This is a genomic window from Amycolatopsis albidoflavus, assembly GCF_039525725.1.
GTDB lineage: Bacteria > Actinomycetota > Actinomycetes > Mycobacteriales > Pseudonocardiaceae > Amycolatopsis > Amycolatopsis albidoflava.
Map to the genome: position 1 here is coordinate 1,093,827 of NZ_BAAAHV010000012.1, position 15,539 is coordinate 1,109,365.

Consider the following 15,539-nt stretch of genomic DNA (forward strand, 5'->3'; position numbering starts at 1 on the left):
TCATCCGGCTTGGTCAGTACCGGAACTGCTGCAGCTGACGCCCGTCCGCCGACGGCGCCCAGCCGATGCGGCCGGCCGGGTCGAGCTGGGCGGAGCGCTCGGTCAGCGGGTCGAACTCGCCGCCGAACGGACCGGCCACGAAGTTCAGGCCGGGCACCACCGCTGCCGGTTTCCCGGCGGCGAGGTCGACGACCGCGAACTGGCTCGTCGCGTTGTTGTCGGTGACGACGCCGCCGACCTTGCCGAACTGCGACAGCACCGGCGGCGTCCGGAACGCCTCCAGCCCGAGGTGGTGCTCGCCGTCGACCGCCAGGAACCCGCCCTTCTGCTTGCGCACGCCGATGGTGCCCGCCGACGCCAGGGTCGCCTCGTCCACTGACACCAGCGACGACGTGCCGACGATGTTGAGGCTGATCGCGCGGTAGTCCGACTGGTAGATCCGCCCCGCTCCGGAGTCGACCGCCAGCCCGGTGGCACACCCGCTGCCGCCGTCCGCCCGCCGGACTTCTCCGGAGTTCAGGTCGACGCGCGCCACCGGGCCGGCGCCGCCGCTGAAGCAGATCAGGCTGCTGTTGGCCCGGCTCAGGTAGACGTAACCGTTCGCCGGGTCGAGGTCGAGCATCCGGTACGCGCCTGCTCCCACGCCCGGCGGGTCGGCGGGCAAGGGCTTGCCGAACGTGCCGGTGCCGAGGTCGAGCGGGAACACCGTGTCGGCGTTGTCGCCGTCGTGGTGCGCCAGGAGCGCGGCCCGGTGTCGCACCGGGTCTACCCGTCCGCCGTCGAGCGAGTATCCGGTTGCGGAGGCGCTGGCGACGAGCTTGCCCGATGCCGTGTCGTAAGTCTCCACAGTGGACTGATCACCGCCGAAGTGCAGCAGCGCCAGGCGATGCGCGTCGGGATCAGCGCCGAGGACCTGGTACCCGCGGTCCGGCGACGCGTCACTGGCGACTGCCCGGCCGTAGGTGCCCTTGGCGGTGTCGTACTCCCGCACCGACTCCCCCGCGCCGGGTTCGCGCAGCGCGACGTACGAAGTTCCGGTGGCCGACGCGGCGAAGCTCGTCACCACGGTGTCGCCTGGCGCAAGGCCGTCATCGACAGTGAGGAACGACGTCGGCGAAGCCTGGCCGAGGATCCGTCCGTGCGCGTCAGTCGCGAAGACGCGGACGTTGTAGGACAGCGAACCGCCCAGACCCAGCTTCCCCGCGTCCAGCGACGCGGTTCCATTGCGACCGGGAAGCTGTTGGTAGGCAACCGCTCCGGCGCTCGGACCGCCTGCGTCCCTGCTGTCGCCGTTCGCGTTCGTCACCGTGTTGAGCGATTTGAACAGCGTCGGCGCGGGTGCGGAGAACTCGACCGCCGCGCCGGTCGCGCCGCGGATGCCTCGCACGTCGTAGCCAACAGAGAACCCTGGTGCGGCACGGGGGATCTCCGCGTGATGCCCGGTGCCGAGGATGGGCGCGTCGGGCCGTTGCCCGGCATCGCCGCCGACACGAACCGCAGTGAACTCGCCGTACACCGGATCGCCGACGCTGCCGGTGACCGAGCGCTGCACGATTCCGATGCCGTAGATCCCTCCGCCGGAGGCGAACGCCGACGCCGGCACCAGCACATCTCCGGACGTCGCGGTCAGCGGGGCGGTGAACGTGGTCCCGAACAGCGGTGCACTGACTGGGCTCCAGTGTCCGAGTGTCGACACGACCAGCTGCGGGTTCGACAGGTTGCGGACGCCGGTGAGGTCGTAGTGCACGCTCGTTGACTGTCCGCTGTGGACAGTCGCGGGCGCGACCGGGGCCTGTGCTTCGGCATAGGTGCCGTCGGTCGGGCCGAAGGTCAGCGTGCGGGCGGCTGACGCGATCGGCCAGCCCGCGATCCGGACTTCGAAGGTGACCGGCACGCTCCGGTCTGTTGTCGCTACCACGGGCATTCCGGCCGCAGTAAGGATCTCTGCCGGGCTCAGCCGGACTGCGGGTACCGCTGAGCGGAACTCCTTGCCGCCGATCTTCAGCGCATACGACGCGCCCGGCGGTGCACCCACGACGTCGGCTCCGATAGTGACCGGTCCGACCAGGCCTTCGCCGGTGCCGTTGGTGGCGAGGTCGATCCGGCCGTCCGGTGCGTCCTCCAGGAACGAAGCGCCGAGACCGCCGGTGGTCACCCGGTGTGCGACCGAAACCCGCGCGATGGCCGGAGCAGCGTGGACGCCGAGTACGGACTGGACAGCGGCGGTCACGTCGAGCTGCGGTCCGACGGTCACCGGCCGGTCTGCTTGCGGCGGGGTCGACACCGGTCGCGCCGAATGCGTCAGCACGTTGCGGACGTCGAGCGGGTTCATCGGGCGGCCGCTCAGTTTCGCCGCTTGAAGCACGACGGCGGCCGCGGCGGCGGTCATCGGCGCGGAGGCCGAGGTGCCGCCGTTGAGCACGGGGCTCACGTCGTGGGCGGAGCCGCGCAGAGGGTGCTGGTAGACGAGAATTCCGTCGCTGGGTGCGGAAATGTTGACCCGCGAGCCGAAGCCGGACGAGTAAGCCGCGCTGCCGTTGAAGCGGGTCGTCGCGTACGTCGGGTTGTGCGCGGCGGGAGTGCCTGAGCGCTGCGGTACCGAGAGAGTGTCGTCCAGTGTCGTGCCGCCGACGGCGATCGCGCCGCTGTCGAGGACCTTCGTCGGGGTCGTGGAGTACGCGTCGTCGTCGATGTCGGTGGTGTCATCGGCGTTGCGGGCGACGTCGGTGGGTGTGCTGCCGCCGTCCGGGCCGACCGCGGTGGGCGTGTAGAGCCGGGTTCCGTCATTGGCCGAGATGGTGACGACGATGTGGTACTGGTGCACGATCGTGCTGACGACGGACTGCAGCAGCGGATCGTCTTCGAGGTACCGGCCGGGGAAGCCGACCGTGTCGGTGCCCTCGCCGAGGCTCGCCGTGATCACGTTCGGCCGCGGCGTCTGCCGGGCGGCGGCCAGCAGCGAAACCGCGATCTGGTCGACGGTCGGCTCCTGCGGCACGACGAGCCGGTACTGCGCGCCCGGCGCGATGCCGAGCAGATCCGTGTAGCCGGACCCGACCGCGTCCGGCCGTTGCGCGTCGTGCGGGAGCGGGGCCATCACGCCGAAGTCGAGCAGCACTTCGCCGAGCCCCGGGTCCTGGCCTTCCGCCGAACCGAGCGGGTCCAGGCGGCCGGACGGGCTCGCGGTGTAGGTCGGGATCAGCGGCATGGACGGAAGATCGAGGTACCGCTGGCCGTCGCGGACGATCGTCGTCGGGCCGTAGGCGGCGACGTACTGGTCGCCCGCGTCGGCCATGCCCTGGTCGGTCAGGTCGCCGATGGAGACGTTCGTGATGATCTGACCGGTGCCGGGAAGCTGGCCGTACTTCGATTTCAGCAGGCTGTACGCGCCGAGTGCGTTGGTGCCGCCGGCGTTGAGGTAGTTCTCGGCCGACGAGCTGACGCCGTAGTTGTCCGGCAGCGGCGCGGGCGGTTTGGCCTGGGCTTGCTTCTGCTGTGCGTGTTGTGCGGCCTGGACGGACGGTTGCGGCACCGGGATCGGGCCGGTGGACATCGCGGACACGCGGCGGTTCGCGCGGGCGCTCACCACGCCGGGCGTCTTCGACAGCCTTTGCGCGGCGGCGGTTGCGTCGGAGCCGCGAAGGTGTACTAAGACGGTCTTCGACAGCTCGGGAACGTCGGTGGCATCAGGGAAAACCGGCTCTACTGATGTTGCGCCGACTTCGGTCAGTGCGGTGTTGACAACGTTGTCGGAAGTGCGAGCGGCCCGCTTGCCCGCCGCGATCGGCGGGCCCGTCACGGAAGTCGACGGTGCTAGCCGCAGGACGACGTCGTTGGGTTGCTGCCGGGTGAAAGCGGCTCGGACCGCGTCGTCGGTCGGGGCGAAGTCGCCGAGCGCGGACGTGCCTTGAGCAAGGGGAAGCACGGTTTTCGCGACGGTCTTGCCGCGGGCGTCGGTGCGGGTCGCGGTGCCGTCGGAGGCGAGCGTGATCGCTCCCCCGTCCGGCATCGCGACGTGTCTGGAGGCTGGCTGATCCGGCGGCGGCGCGGCAGAAGCCGGAGCCGCGGCGAGGCCGCACAGCGTCACCGCGGCGGTGGCCGCGGAGACGAGGAGGCGCAGCGAGAACGTTCGGGCGCGAGACACAGCGCCCCCTTTCGGGTCGGGGGGACGGGGGTCAGTGGTCGGATCAATTTCCCAGCCCGCGACGGCGTGGCGCAAGATAGCCACCATGACCAATAGTCGCCAGGTGGCGGATTCCCGCCAGGCCGCGCCGGATTTGTCCGCGCTCGGCCTGCCGCCCGCGGACATCCGGGTCTATACCGCGCTTGTCGGGCATCCGCGCACCCGGGCGGCGGACGTGGCCGAGCAGTGCGGACTGTCCGCGCAGCAGGTTTCGCGCGCGCTTTCCCGGTTGACCGCAGCCGGATTGGCGAGCCGCGTGCCCGGACGACCGGCGCGCTACCTCGCCGCGCCGCCCGACCTCGCGCTCGGAGCGCTGGCCGCGGAACGGGCCGCCGAACTGCGCGAAGCACGGGCGAAAATCGAAGAACTGATGGAAGTGCACCGCGAGGCGAGCCGGTTCACGCATCCGGCGGAGCTGGTCGAGGTGGTCACCGGGACGGAGAACATCGACAGCCGCGTGCTGCGGTTGCAGGAGGAGGCCCGGACACAGATCCGAGGTTTCGATCGGCCGCCGTACGTGAAGCCGCCCGGCGCGAACCTTGGCGCGGAACAGCGCCGGCTGAAAGCGGGCATCGCGTATCGGGTCATTTACGCGCAAGCCGCCATCGCCGTGCCGGGCCGGTTGCGCAGTGACATCCTGGCCAGCCACGGCGAAAAATCGCGGGTGCGGCCGACGCTGCCGATCAAGATGGTGATGGCGGACGAGAAGGTCGCGGTGATCCCGATCAGCTCGTCGCCGCACGTCGCGGACGCCGCGTACATCATTCACGCGTCGGCGTTGCTGGACGCGCTGGTCACGCTCTTCGAGGCGGAGTGGGACCGGGCGGTGCCGATCACGCGGGCGCTGACCGGCGGGGACCGGGATACCGCCACGCTGCTCACGCTGCTGGCGTCCGGGCAGACGGACGCGGGGATCGCCCGCGCGCTCGGGTGGAGTGCGCGGACTACGCAGCGCCGGGTCCAGCGGCTGATGACCGAGCTGAACGCCACGACCCGGTTTCAGGCCGGGATGAACGCCATGGCTCGCGGATTGCTGTGACGAGGTTCGTGAAGGACTCCTTGAGGGAATCAGATTCCCTCAAGGAGCCCTTCACGGACTTCAGCGGCGGTGCGGCGGCGGTGCGCGGGGCGGCGGGGTCCGTCCGTGAGGGCCACCTTCAGGGACTCTGAGTCCCTCAGGGTTCCCCTCACGACCCGCCGCGGCGGTCGGCGGTGCGAGGGGGCGGGGGGCGGCGGTGGAGGGCATCAGTCCGCTGTGGACGGACGTTCCTCCAGCAGCCACAACACCCCGCTCGGCGGAAGCTGCAAGACCGCCGACGCGGGCTGCCCGTGCCACGGCTCCTCAGTCGCCTCCACAGAGCCCAAGTTCCCGACTCCCGAACCGCCGAACGACTCCGCGTCCGTGTTCAGCACCTCGGTCCACCGGCCGGCAGCGGGAAGGCCGACCCGGTAGTCGTGGTGCGGGACTCCGGCGAAGTTGGCGATGCAGGCCAGCCGCGAGCCGTCCGCGCCGAGGCGCAGGAAGCTCAGCACGTTCCCCGCCGAGTCGTTCGCGTCGATCCAGCGGAAACCCTCCGGCCGGACGTCGCCGCTGAACAGCGCGGCGGTGTCGCGGTAGATCGCGTTCAGCTGCCGGATCAGGTCGCGGACGCCGCGGTGCAGCGGGGTTTCCAGCAGGTGCCAGTCCAGCGACCGCGATTCCGACCATTCGCGCGGCTGCCCGAATTCGCCGCCCATGAACAACAACTGCTTGCCCGGATGCGCCCACATGAACGCCAGCAGCGCGCGCAGGCCGGCCGCCTTGTTCCAGTCGTCGCCCGGCATCCGCTCCCACAGCGAACCCTTGCCGTGCACCACTTCGTCGTGCGACAGCGGCAGGACGAAGTTCTCGCTCCACGCGTACACGAGCGAGAAGGTCATCTCGTTGTGGTGGTACGCCCGGTGGATCGGCTCGTGCGACAGGTAGCGGAGCGTGTCGTGCATCCAGCCCATGTTCCACTTGAAGCCGAATCCCAGGCCGCCCAGATGCGTCGGGCGCGTGACGCCGGGCCAGGCGGTGGATTCCTCGGCCACCATCACCACACCGGGGTGTCGCTTGTAGACAGTCGCGTTCAGCTCCTGCAGGAACCGCACAGCGTCGAGGTTTTCCCGGCCGCCGTACTCGTTCGGCAGCCACTCGCCGTCCTTGCGCGAGTAGTCGAGGTACAGCATCGAGGCGACCGCGTCGACGCGCAGGCCGTCGAGGTGGAACTCCTCCAGCCAGAACAGCGCGTTCGCGACGAGGAAGTTGCGCACCTCGTTGCGGCCGAAGTTGAACACGAGCGTGCCCCAGTCCGGCTGCTCGCCGCGGCGCGGGTCCTCGTGCTCGTACAGCGGGCTGCCGTCGAAGCGCGCCAAAGCCCAGATGTCGCGTGGGAAGTGCGCGGGCACCCAGTCCACGAGCACGCCGATGCCGCGCTGGTGCAGGTGGTCGACGAGGTAGCGGAAGTCGTCCGGCGAACCGAAGCGCGACGTCGGCGCGTAGTAGGAGGTGACCTGGTAGCCCCACGAGCCGCCGAACGGATGCTCGGCCACCGGCAGGAATTCGACGTGCGTGAAGCCGGTTTCCTCGACGTAGTCGGCCAGCTGGTCGGCCATCTCGCGGTAGCCGAGCCCGGGCCGCCACGAGCCGAGGTGCACCTCGTACACGCTCATCGGCGCGTCCGCCCAGTCGGTCGCCTCGCGCCGGGCGACCCAGTCGTCGTCGCCCCAGGCATACGACGATTCGGTGACCTTCGACGCGGTCGCGGGCGGCACCTCGGTGGCGAACGCCATCGGGTCGGCCTTCTCGTGCCAGTGCCCGTCCGCGCCGAGGATGCGGAATTTGTAGCAACTGCCCGAGGAAACGCCGGGTACGAACAGCTCCCACACGCCCGACGACCCGAGCGAGCGCATCGGGTGGCCGCGGCCTTCCCACGCGTTGAAGTCGCCGATCACCCGCACGCCGCGCGCGGTCGGCGCCCACACCGCGAAGGACACGCCTTCGACGACGCCGTTCGGAGTGTCGTACCGGCGCACGTGCGCGCCCAGCACGTCCCACAGCCGCTCGTGCCGGCCCTCGCCGATCAGGTGCTGGTCCAGCTCCCCCACCGTCGGCAGCCAGCGGTACGGATCGTCGGTGACGACAGTGTGGTTGTCGTAGCCGACCTCGATCCGGTAGTCGCCGGGATGTTCCGGCAACGCCGCGGCGAACAGCGCGTCCGCCACCCGCTCCAGCGGGACGCGGCGCTCGCCCGCGATGACGGACACCGACGTCGCGCCCGGGCGCAGCGCGCGCACGACGATGTCGCTGCCGTCGGTGTGCACGCCAAGCACCGAATGCGGGTCGTGGTGCTCGCCTGCCAGCAGCCGGTCGATGTCGAGCGGAGACGGCGCCGCCGAGGGCAGATCCGCGGGGACAGCGTTCACGGGGTCACTCGCTTCCGTCGGTGCTGCGGGCGATCGCCGCCAGGGGCACGCTCAGCCAGTCCGGCCGGTTCGCGTGCTCGTAGGCGACCTCGTACACGGCTTTGTCCAGTTCAAAGGCGCGGAGCAGGTCCGCGTGCTCCTGCGGGTCGCCGACCGGGCCGCCGGCGCGGGCGTACCCGGCGCAGAACGCGGCGCGGTTGCGCCGGGCCCATTCCATCGCGTGCCGGGTCACGTCCGCGTTCTCCGGCTGCCCGACGAGCCGCTGGTGCGCCGCGTAGTCGAACGACCGGAGCATGCCCGCGACGTCGCGCAGCGGCGAGCGCAGCGCGTGCCGTTCCGCGACCGGGGCGGCCGGTTCGCCTTCGAAGTCCAGCAACAGCCATCCGTTGACGGTACGCAGCACCTGGCCCAAGTGCAGATCGCCGTGGATGTACTGCAGCGAGATCGGCGCCTCGTGCGCGCGCACCGCTTCGAACACTTCGCGCAGCGCGGGCGCGTACACGGCCAGCTCCGGAACCACATCGGACACCTGCTCGAGGCGCTCGGTCATCGCGCGCACCGTGCGGTCCAGCTCGTCGCCGTCCGCGGGCTCGGTGCCGAGCGCGGTCGCCAGGTCCGCGTGCACCTCGGCGACCGCGGCCCCGAGCCGCTCGGACTCGCCGGCGAAATCGCCGCCCGCCTCGGCCGCGGCCTGGTCCGGCTCGGCCAGCAGGTCCCGCACGCTCGTGGTCGCCATCGCCCAGCCGTCGACCGCGTCCGGGAGGAATTCCTGCAGCATCCCCATCGTCGCGGGTTCGCCGTGCAGTTCGCCGGAGATCGAGCCGACCACACGGGCGATGTGCTTGCAGCCCGCGTCCTGCAACGCGCGGTGCAGCAGCAGGTCCTTGTTCGTCCCCGCGCTGAGCTTGCGGAACAGCTTGAGGATGTACTGCCCGCCGTACACCAGCGAAGTGTTGCTCTGCTCGGCGGTGATCGGCCGCGAGCGCAGGCCGGGCTCGAGCGTCGCGTCCGGCTCCGCCGCGAACCGCAGCGGCCCGACGGACCCGCCCGCCGCCATCCGGTCCAGCAGCCCGGCGGTGAGGTCCGCGTCGCCGCTCGCCTCGTAGAGCCCTTCGCCGAGCACCGCCGCCGAAGCCACCTCGGGAACCCCGGACCGGCTGCCGATCAGCAGCTGGTACGGCTCGGTGCGGTCGCCCTGCACGACGTCGACGACCGCGTGCACGAGCAGCGGATCGGGCCCGGCCAGCACGGTGAGCCCGGCCGGGCGGACCTCGTCGACCGGCCGGTCCTTGCCCGCGAACCAGCGCTGCGCGGGCAGCCAGCCGGGCAGCAGGGCGGTCAGCGCTCGGGACGCCTCGGGCAGTTCGGGCGGGGAACCGTGGTGCGACAGCGGACTCACCTCATTCTTCCGGCTCGAGCAGCTGGAACCAGTAGAACCCGTGGCCGGGCAGCGTGAGCAGGTACGGCAGCTCGCCGATGTCCGGGAACCGCACGCCGCCGGTCAGCTCGACCGGCGTCGCGCCCTGGTGCGCGGACAGGTCCAGCTCCACCGGCTGCGGGAAACGGGACAGGTTGTTGACGCACACCACGACGTCCTCGCGGCCGTCCGGGCGCAGCCACCGGCGCTGGTAGGCGAGCACGCTCGGGTTCGAGCCGCCCAGGTCGGCGAAATCGCCCTGGCCGAACGCGTGGTGCTGCTTGCGCACCTCGATCATCCGGCGCGTCCAGTTCAGCAGCGACGACGCGTTGTCTGCCTGCGCCTCGACGTTCAGCGCCTGGTGCCCGTACACCGGGTCCATGATCACCGGCAGGTAGATCCGGCCGGGGTCGCAGGTGGAGAACCCGGCGTTGCGGTCCGGGGTCCACTGCATCGGGGTGCGGACGGCGTCGCGGTCGCCGAGCCAGATGTTGTCGCCCATGCCGATCTCGTCGCCGTAGTACAGCACCGGCGACCCGGGCAGCGACAGCAGCAGCGCGGTGAACAGCTCCTGCTGGTCGCGGTCGTTGTCCAGCAGCGGGGCCAGCCGGCGGCGGATGCCGATGTTGGCCTTCATCCGCGGGTCCTTGGCGTACTCGGAGTACATGTAGTCGCGCTCTTCGTCGCTGACCATCTCGAGCGTCAGCTCGTCGTGGTTGCGCAGGAAGATGCCCCACTGCGTGCCGGACGGGATCTGCGGCGTCTGCAGCAGGATCTCCGAGATCGGGAACCGCGACTCCCGGCGCACCGCCATGAAGATCCGCGGCATCAGCGGGAAATGGAACGCCATGTGGCATTCGTCGCCGCCGGACTCCGCGTCGCCGAAGTACTCGACCACGTCGGTCGGCCACTGGTTCGCCTCGGCCAGCAGGATCCGGCCGGGGTACTCGTCGTCGACCACTTTCCGGCAGCGCTTGAGGAAATCGTGCGTGCGCGGCAGGTTCTCGCAGTTGGTGCCCTCCTGTTCGAACAGGTAGGGCACGGCGTCGAGGCGGAAACCGTCGATGCCGATGTCGAGCCAGAACCGCAGCACGTCGATCATCGCGTCCTGCACGGCCGGGTTCTCGTAGTTCAGGTCCGGCTGGTGGGTGAAGAACCGGTGCCAGTAGAACTGGCCGCGCACCGGGTCGTAGGTCCAGTTCGACGTTTCGGTGTCCACGAAAATGATCCGCGCGTCGGCGTAGCGGGAATCGTCGTCGCTCCACACGTAGTAGTCGCCGTACGGGCCGTCCGGGTCCGAGCGCGACTGCTGGAACCACGGATGCGCGTCCGACGTGTGGTTCAGCACCAGGTCGGTGATCACCCGGATGCCGCGCCGGTGCGCCTCGTCGAGCAGGTACACGAAGTCCTCGACACTGCCGAATTCCGGCAGCACGGCACGGAAATCGCTGATGTCGTAGCCGCCGTCGCGCAGCGGCGAGGCGTAGAACGGCGGCAGCCACAGGCAGTCCACCCCGAGCCATTCGAGGTAGTCCAGCCTGCCCGCCAGCCCGCGCAGGTCGCCGGTGCCGTCGCCGTTCGAATCGGCGAACGCGCGCACCAGCACCTCGTAGAACACCGCGCTCTTGAACCATTCCGGGTCCTTCGGCGCCGCGTGCGCGTGCGCGAAGTCGTCCGCCTGCGGCTCGACCAGCAAACCGTCGGCCGTCACCGCCTCGCCCGTGTGCGGCACGTCCGCCAGTCCCGCCGCGGTGCCGGGCCGGCTGTCTTCGTCCATCGTTCCACCTTGTCCTGAGTGCCTGTGCTGAATAGTGGTTATCCCGAACAGAGCCGGGATAACCACTCGCGAAGTGCCGTTGCGGAGTTCAGGCCGCGAGCCTGCGGCGCAGCGCCACGATGTGCGCGACCGCCCGCCACGGTTCGAGCCGGACGAAGTTCGCCTGGCCCCAGTCCCACGTCTCGCCGGTGACCTCGTCGTGCGCGATGAGCCGCTCCGACCAGTCGAAGCCGAGCGCGGGCAGGTCGAGCCACAGCGTGCCCTCGTGCGCGCCGTGCGGGTCGAGGTTCACCACGGTGACGACTGTGTCGCCGGTCGCCGGGTCCTGTTTGGAGTAGGCCAGCAGCGCTTCGCTGTCGACGTGGTGGAAGCGCAGCGACCGCATGCCCTGCAGCGCGGGGTGCGCGCGGCGGACGGCGTTGAGCCGGGTCAGCCACGGTTCCAGCGAACGGCCTTCGGCGAGCGCGCGGGCGAAATCGCGGGGGCGCAGCTGGTACTTCTCCGAGTCGAGGTACTCCTCGCTGCCCGGCCGCACCGCCTCGGATTCGAACAGCTCGTAGCCGGAGTACACGCCCCAGGTCGGCGACATCGTCGCGGCGAGCGCGGCGCGCAGCGCGAACATGCCCGGACCGCCGTGCTGCAGCGATTCGTGCAGGATGTCCGGGGTGTTCACGAACAGGTTCGGCCGTCCGTGATCCCAGTGCTCGACGAGGTCCGTGCCGAACTCGGTCAACTCTTCTTTCGTGGTGCGCCAGGTGAAGTAGGTGTAGCTCTGGGTGAAGCCGAGCTTCGCCAGCCCCCACAGCCGGGCCGGCCGGGTGAACGCCTCGGCGAGGAACAGCACGTCCGGATGCGCGTCCTTCACCGACTGGATCAGCCACGCCCAGAAGTCCGGCGGCTTGGTGTGCGGGTTGTCGACCCGGAAGATCCGCACCCCGTGCGACACCCAGTGCAGCACGACGCGCAGCACCTCGTCGTAGATGCCGCGCGGGTCGTTGTCGAAGTTGACCGGGTAGATGTCCTGGTACTTCTTCGGCGGGTTCTCCGCGTAGGCGATGGTGCCGTCCGGGCGGGTGGTGAAGAACTCCGGGTACTTGACCACCCAGGGGTGATCGGGCGCGGCCTGCAGCGCGAGGTCGAGCGCGACCTCGAGGCCGAGTTCGTCCGCGCGGGCGGTGAAGGAGTCGAAATCCTCGATCGTGCCGAGCTCCGGGTGGATCGCGTCGTGCCCGCCCTCGTCCGCGCCGATCGCCCACGGCGAGCCGACGTCGTCCGGCGTCGCGTCGAGAGTGTTGTTGGGGCCCTTGCGGCTCACCCGGCCGATGGGGTGCACCGGCGGCAGGTACACGACGTCGAACCCCATGCCCGCGACGCGGTCCAGCTCGCGCTCGGCGGTGGCGAAGGTGCCGTGCACCGCGCGGCCCTGCGCGTCGACGCCGCCGGTGGAACGGGGGAAGAATTCGTACCAGGAACCGAAAGCGGCGCGTTTGCGGTCGACCCACAGCTTCAGCACACGGCCCTTGGTGATCAGCTCGCGCACCGGGAAATCGTGCATGAGCTGGCGGACCTCGGGCGACAGCGCCGGTCCGACGCGCTCGGCGAGATCGCGTTCGTCGTCGCGCAGCGCGGCCGCGGCCCCGGCGAGCAGCGGGCGCTCGGCCCGGCGCTCCGGGCGGCGCGACACGCGGTCGAGCAGCAGCGCCCCGCTCTCCAGGTCGTTGGCCAGCTCCCCCGACCCCTGCCCGGCGGCGATCTTCACCTCGACCGCGTGCTCCCAAGTGGCCCACGGATCGCTCCACGCGTCCACCCGATAGGTCCACATGCCCTCGGCGTCGGGCACGATCACCGCGCCGAACCGGTCGAGCCCCCGGCCCTGCTCGGCCATCCGCGTCTGGCGCGCGGCGCGATCGCCGGGACCGCGCCAGGCGACCGTCGCGGCGACCGCGTCGTGGCCCTCCCGCCAGACCGTGGCCGTGACGGGGAAATGTTCGCCTGCAACGGCTTTCGCCGGATATCGGCCGCAGCTGACAATGGGTGCGACGTCGTCGATCCCGAGCCTGCCGGTCATGGCAATGCCCCTTTTTCACGGTGGGTGGGAGGGTGGTCGGAGTGTGCTTCCGCGAGCACGGTCAGTGTGCCTGATTCCTCCAAAGCCGTTGACAGCGGGGCCTTTTTCGGAAATTCCCGCCACCCGGTCGGGCGAAACGCGCCCATTCGGCGGAACTCCCCGACGCATTCCCGTCTCCCGCCCGCAACACGAGCGCCGAATTGCGTTAACAATCGGCCGCCACGTTCCGGTGATTACTCGCGAGTATCGCTACAGATGTCCGTGAGGGGAACCCTGCGGGAATCAGAGTCCCTCAGGGTTCCCCTCACGGACTTCTTCCGGAGTGAGCGCGGGGCTAGAGCTGCGGGATCTCGACGGTGTCCCGCGGCGCGCGCAGCAACAGCAGCGACCGCGCCTCGACCGTGATCCGCGCCTTCGGCTCCAGCACGCCGGGGTTGGCCGGAGTGCCGTCGGCGGTGCTGGTGTCCAATGTGGGCTTGAAGGTCTCGCCGTACTCCGGGCCGGGCAGCACGATCTCGGCCGGTTCCGCGCCCGCGTGCAGCACCAGCAGCCACGAATGGTCGGTGACGAGCGCGCCCTCGCGGTTGCGCGCCTGGCTGTTCGACCCGTCGATCCACATGCAGAGCGTGCGGCGGTCCTCGTCGAACCAGTCGATCTCGTCGAACTCCTCGCCGTCCGGCCGGAACCACACGAGGTCGGGCTTGCCGGTGACCGTCGTGCGGCCTTCGAAGAACTCCGGCTGCCGCAGCGCCGGGCTGTGCGCGCGCAGCCGGATCAAGCGGCGGGCGAACTCGAGCATCGGCTCCGAGGTCTCGGTCGGGGTCCAGTCGACCCACGACGTTTCGTCGTCGAGGCAGTAGGCGTTGTTGTTGCCCTGCTGGGTCCGCCACATCTCGTCGCCCGCGGTGAACATCGGCGTGCCGGTGGACAGCAGCAGCGTCGCGAACAGGTTGCGCGCCTGGCGGGTGCGCAGCGCCACGATCGCCGCGTCGTCGGTCTCGCCCTCCGCGCCGTGGTTCCACGACCGGTTGTCGTTCGTGCCGTCGCGGTTGTCCTCGCCGTTGGCCTCGTTGTGCTTTTCGTTGTAGGACACCAGGTCCCGCAGCGTGAAGCCGTCGTGCGCGGTGACGAAGTTGATCGACTGCCACGGCCGGCGCAGGTTGTGGTCGTACAGATCGGACGAGCCGGACAGCCGGTACGCGAGGTCGCGGACGCCGGTCGCGCCGCGCCAGAAATCGCGGACCGTGTCCCGGTAGCGGCCGTTCCACTCGGCCCACTGCGCGCCGAAGTCGCCGACGCGGTAGCCCTCGCCGGTCGCGTCCCACGGTTCGGCGATCAGCTTGCAGCGCGACAGCACCGGGTCGGTGGTGATCGCGGTGAGCATCGTGGACTCGCGGTCGAACATCTCGCCGCGCGGGCGGCCGAGCGTGCTGGCCAGGTCGAAGCGGAACCCGTCGACGCCCATCTCCTGCGTCCAGTACCGCAGCGAATCGGTGACCAGGCGGACGACCGTCGGCGAACCGGCGTCGAGGGTGTTGCCGCAGCCGGTGAGGTCGGCCATGTGGCCGCGGCGGGTGTGCAGGTAGTACGCCGGGGCGTCGAGGCCGCGCAGCGAGAGCGTCGGGCCGTCCGGGCCGCCTTCGCAGGTGTGGTTGAAGACGACGTCGAGCAGCACCTCGATGCCGGCCGCGTGCAGGGCCGCCACCATCGTGCGGAATTCCTCGACCTCGCGGCCCGGCTCGCTCGCGTACCCGGCGTGCGGCGCGAAGTAGCCCAGCGGCGAGTAGCCCCAGTAGTTGTGCCGCCCCGAGCGGATCAGCGCGGGCTCGTCGGCGAACGCGTGCACCGGCAGCAGTTCGACGGTCGTCACGCCGAGCCGGGTCAGATGCTCGATCGCCACCGGGTGCGCGAGGCCGAGGTACGTGCCGCGCAGCGCCTCCGGGATGAACGGATGCTGCTGGGTGAACCCCTTCACGTGGAGTTCGCAGATCACCGATTCCTCGAACGGCACCTCGGGTTTGACCCCGGTGTCCTGTCCGCCCGGCGAGGTGACCACCGACAACGGCACCGCGCCCAATGAGTCCACAGTGGACATCGGACCGCGCTCGGGATCGCCGGTGAACCCCTGCGCGGCGTGCAGGCCGGCGAGCCTCCCGTCGATCCGGCGCGCGTACGGGTCGACGAGGAGCTTGGCCGGGTTGCAGCGGTAACCGTGCGCCGGGTCGTACGGACCGTGCACGCGGTAGCCGTAGCGCTGACCGACCGTGACGCCCGGGACGAGCCCGTGCCAGACGCCGAACGTGCGTTCGGTCAGCTCGATCCGCCGCTCGGAGCCGTCGTCCCCGACGAGGCACACCTCCACCGCGTCGGCGACGGCGGACGTCACCGCGAACCGGACGCCGCCCGCCTCCGGGTGGGCGCCAAGCGGAAACGGACGTCCGGCGAGGACCTGGTTGTCGGTTGCGGGTCGCTGTGCCATGGGCCGATCTTTTCAAACCCCCGGCGGCGGCGGGCTCCGGCGCTTGGCTGAACTTGCCCGGGGCAGGGGTGATGACCTGGGCCGATGGCGATGCCGGTAGGGGTCGCGGGCCGGGCGCGCCCTCCGACCTCGGAATTGGTGACAGGTTTTGTCAGTGGACCGAGGCAT

7 protein-coding genes are annotated in these 15,539 nt (G+C 70.5%); 1 reads left to right on the top strand and 6 read right to left on the bottom strand.

Features of this window, described 5'->3' with window-relative positions:
- Window positions 1–13 precede the first annotated feature (13 nt).
- The gene (locus ABD156_RS23320) at window positions 14–4,144 is read right to left on the bottom strand and encodes a YncE family protein (RefSeq protein WP_344277358.1); all 4,131 of its coding nucleotides are present in this window, start codon (window positions 4,142–4,144) and stop codon (window positions 14–16) included.
- 85 nt (window positions 4,145–4,229) lie between these two features.
- On the opposite strand from ABD156_RS23320, the gene ABD156_RS23325 reads away from it, so the two are divergent.
- The gene (locus ABD156_RS23325; RefSeq protein ID WP_344277360.1) at window positions 4,230–5,222 is read left to right on the top strand and encodes a helix-turn-helix domain-containing protein; all 993 of its coding nucleotides are present in this window, start codon (window positions 4,230–4,232) and stop codon (window positions 5,220–5,222) included.
- A 206-nt stretch (window positions 5,223–5,428) separates the two neighbouring features.
- Here ABD156_RS23325 and glgB read toward each other — a convergent pair whose 3' ends face one another.
- The 5 genes from glgB to glgX all read right to left on the bottom strand — a co-directional run bounded on the left by glgB (window position 5,429) and on the right by glgX (window position 15,371).
- A complete protein-coding gene (gene glgB, locus ABD156_RS23330; RefSeq protein ID WP_344277363.1) occupies window positions 5,429–7,630 on the bottom strand; it encodes a 1,4-alpha-glucan branching protein GlgB in 2,202 nt (733 codons plus the stop codon).
- A 4-nt stretch (window positions 7,631–7,634) separates the two neighbouring features.
- Window positions 7,635–9,029 carry a maltokinase N-terminal cap-like domain-containing protein gene (locus ABD156_RS23335; RefSeq protein ID WP_344277366.1) on the bottom strand — a complete coding sequence of 465 codons (1,395 nt, stop codon included), beginning with the start codon at window positions 9,027–9,029 and terminating at the stop codon, window positions 7,635–7,637.
- A gap of 1 nt (window position 9,030) precedes the next feature.
- Complete coding sequence (treS, locus tag ABD156_RS23340) at window positions 9,031–10,824, bottom strand: maltose alpha-D-glucosyltransferase (RefSeq protein WP_344277369.1); 1,794 nt, start codon at window positions 10,822–10,824, stop codon at window positions 9,031–9,033.
- Window positions 10,825–10,912: 88 nt separating this feature from the next.
- Window positions 10,913–12,892, bottom strand: coding sequence for an alpha-1,4-glucan--maltose-1-phosphate maltosyltransferase (locus ABD156_RS23345; protein ID WP_344277372.1), 1,980 nt, complete (start codon window positions 12,890–12,892; stop codon window positions 10,913–10,915).
- 334 nt (window positions 12,893–13,226) lie between these two features.
- Window positions 13,227–15,371 carry a glycogen debranching protein GlgX gene (gene glgX, locus ABD156_RS23350; RefSeq protein ID WP_344277375.1) on the bottom strand — a complete coding sequence of 715 codons (2,145 nt, stop codon included), beginning with the start codon at window positions 15,369–15,371 and terminating at the stop codon, window positions 13,227–13,229.
- Window positions 15,372–15,539 lie beyond the last annotated feature (168 nt).

What these genes read in the sequence shown, in the direction of transcription:
- ABD156_RS23325 (WP_344277360.1), top strand. Translation starts at nt 4,230, where the DNA reads ATGACCAATAGTCGCCAGGTGGCGGATTCCCGCCAGGCCGCGCCGGAT.
- treS (WP_344277369.1), bottom strand. Translation starts at nt 10,824, where the DNA reads ATGGACGAAGACAGCCGGCCCGGCACCGCGGCGGGACTGGCGGACGTG.
- ABD156_RS23345 (WP_344277372.1), bottom strand. Translation starts at nt 12,892, where the DNA reads ATGACCGGCAGGCTCGGGATCGACGACGTCGCACCCATTGTCAGCTGC.
- glgX (WP_344277375.1), bottom strand. Translation starts at nt 15,371, where the DNA reads ATGGCACAGCGACCCGCAACCGACAACCAGGTCCTCGCCGGACGTCCG.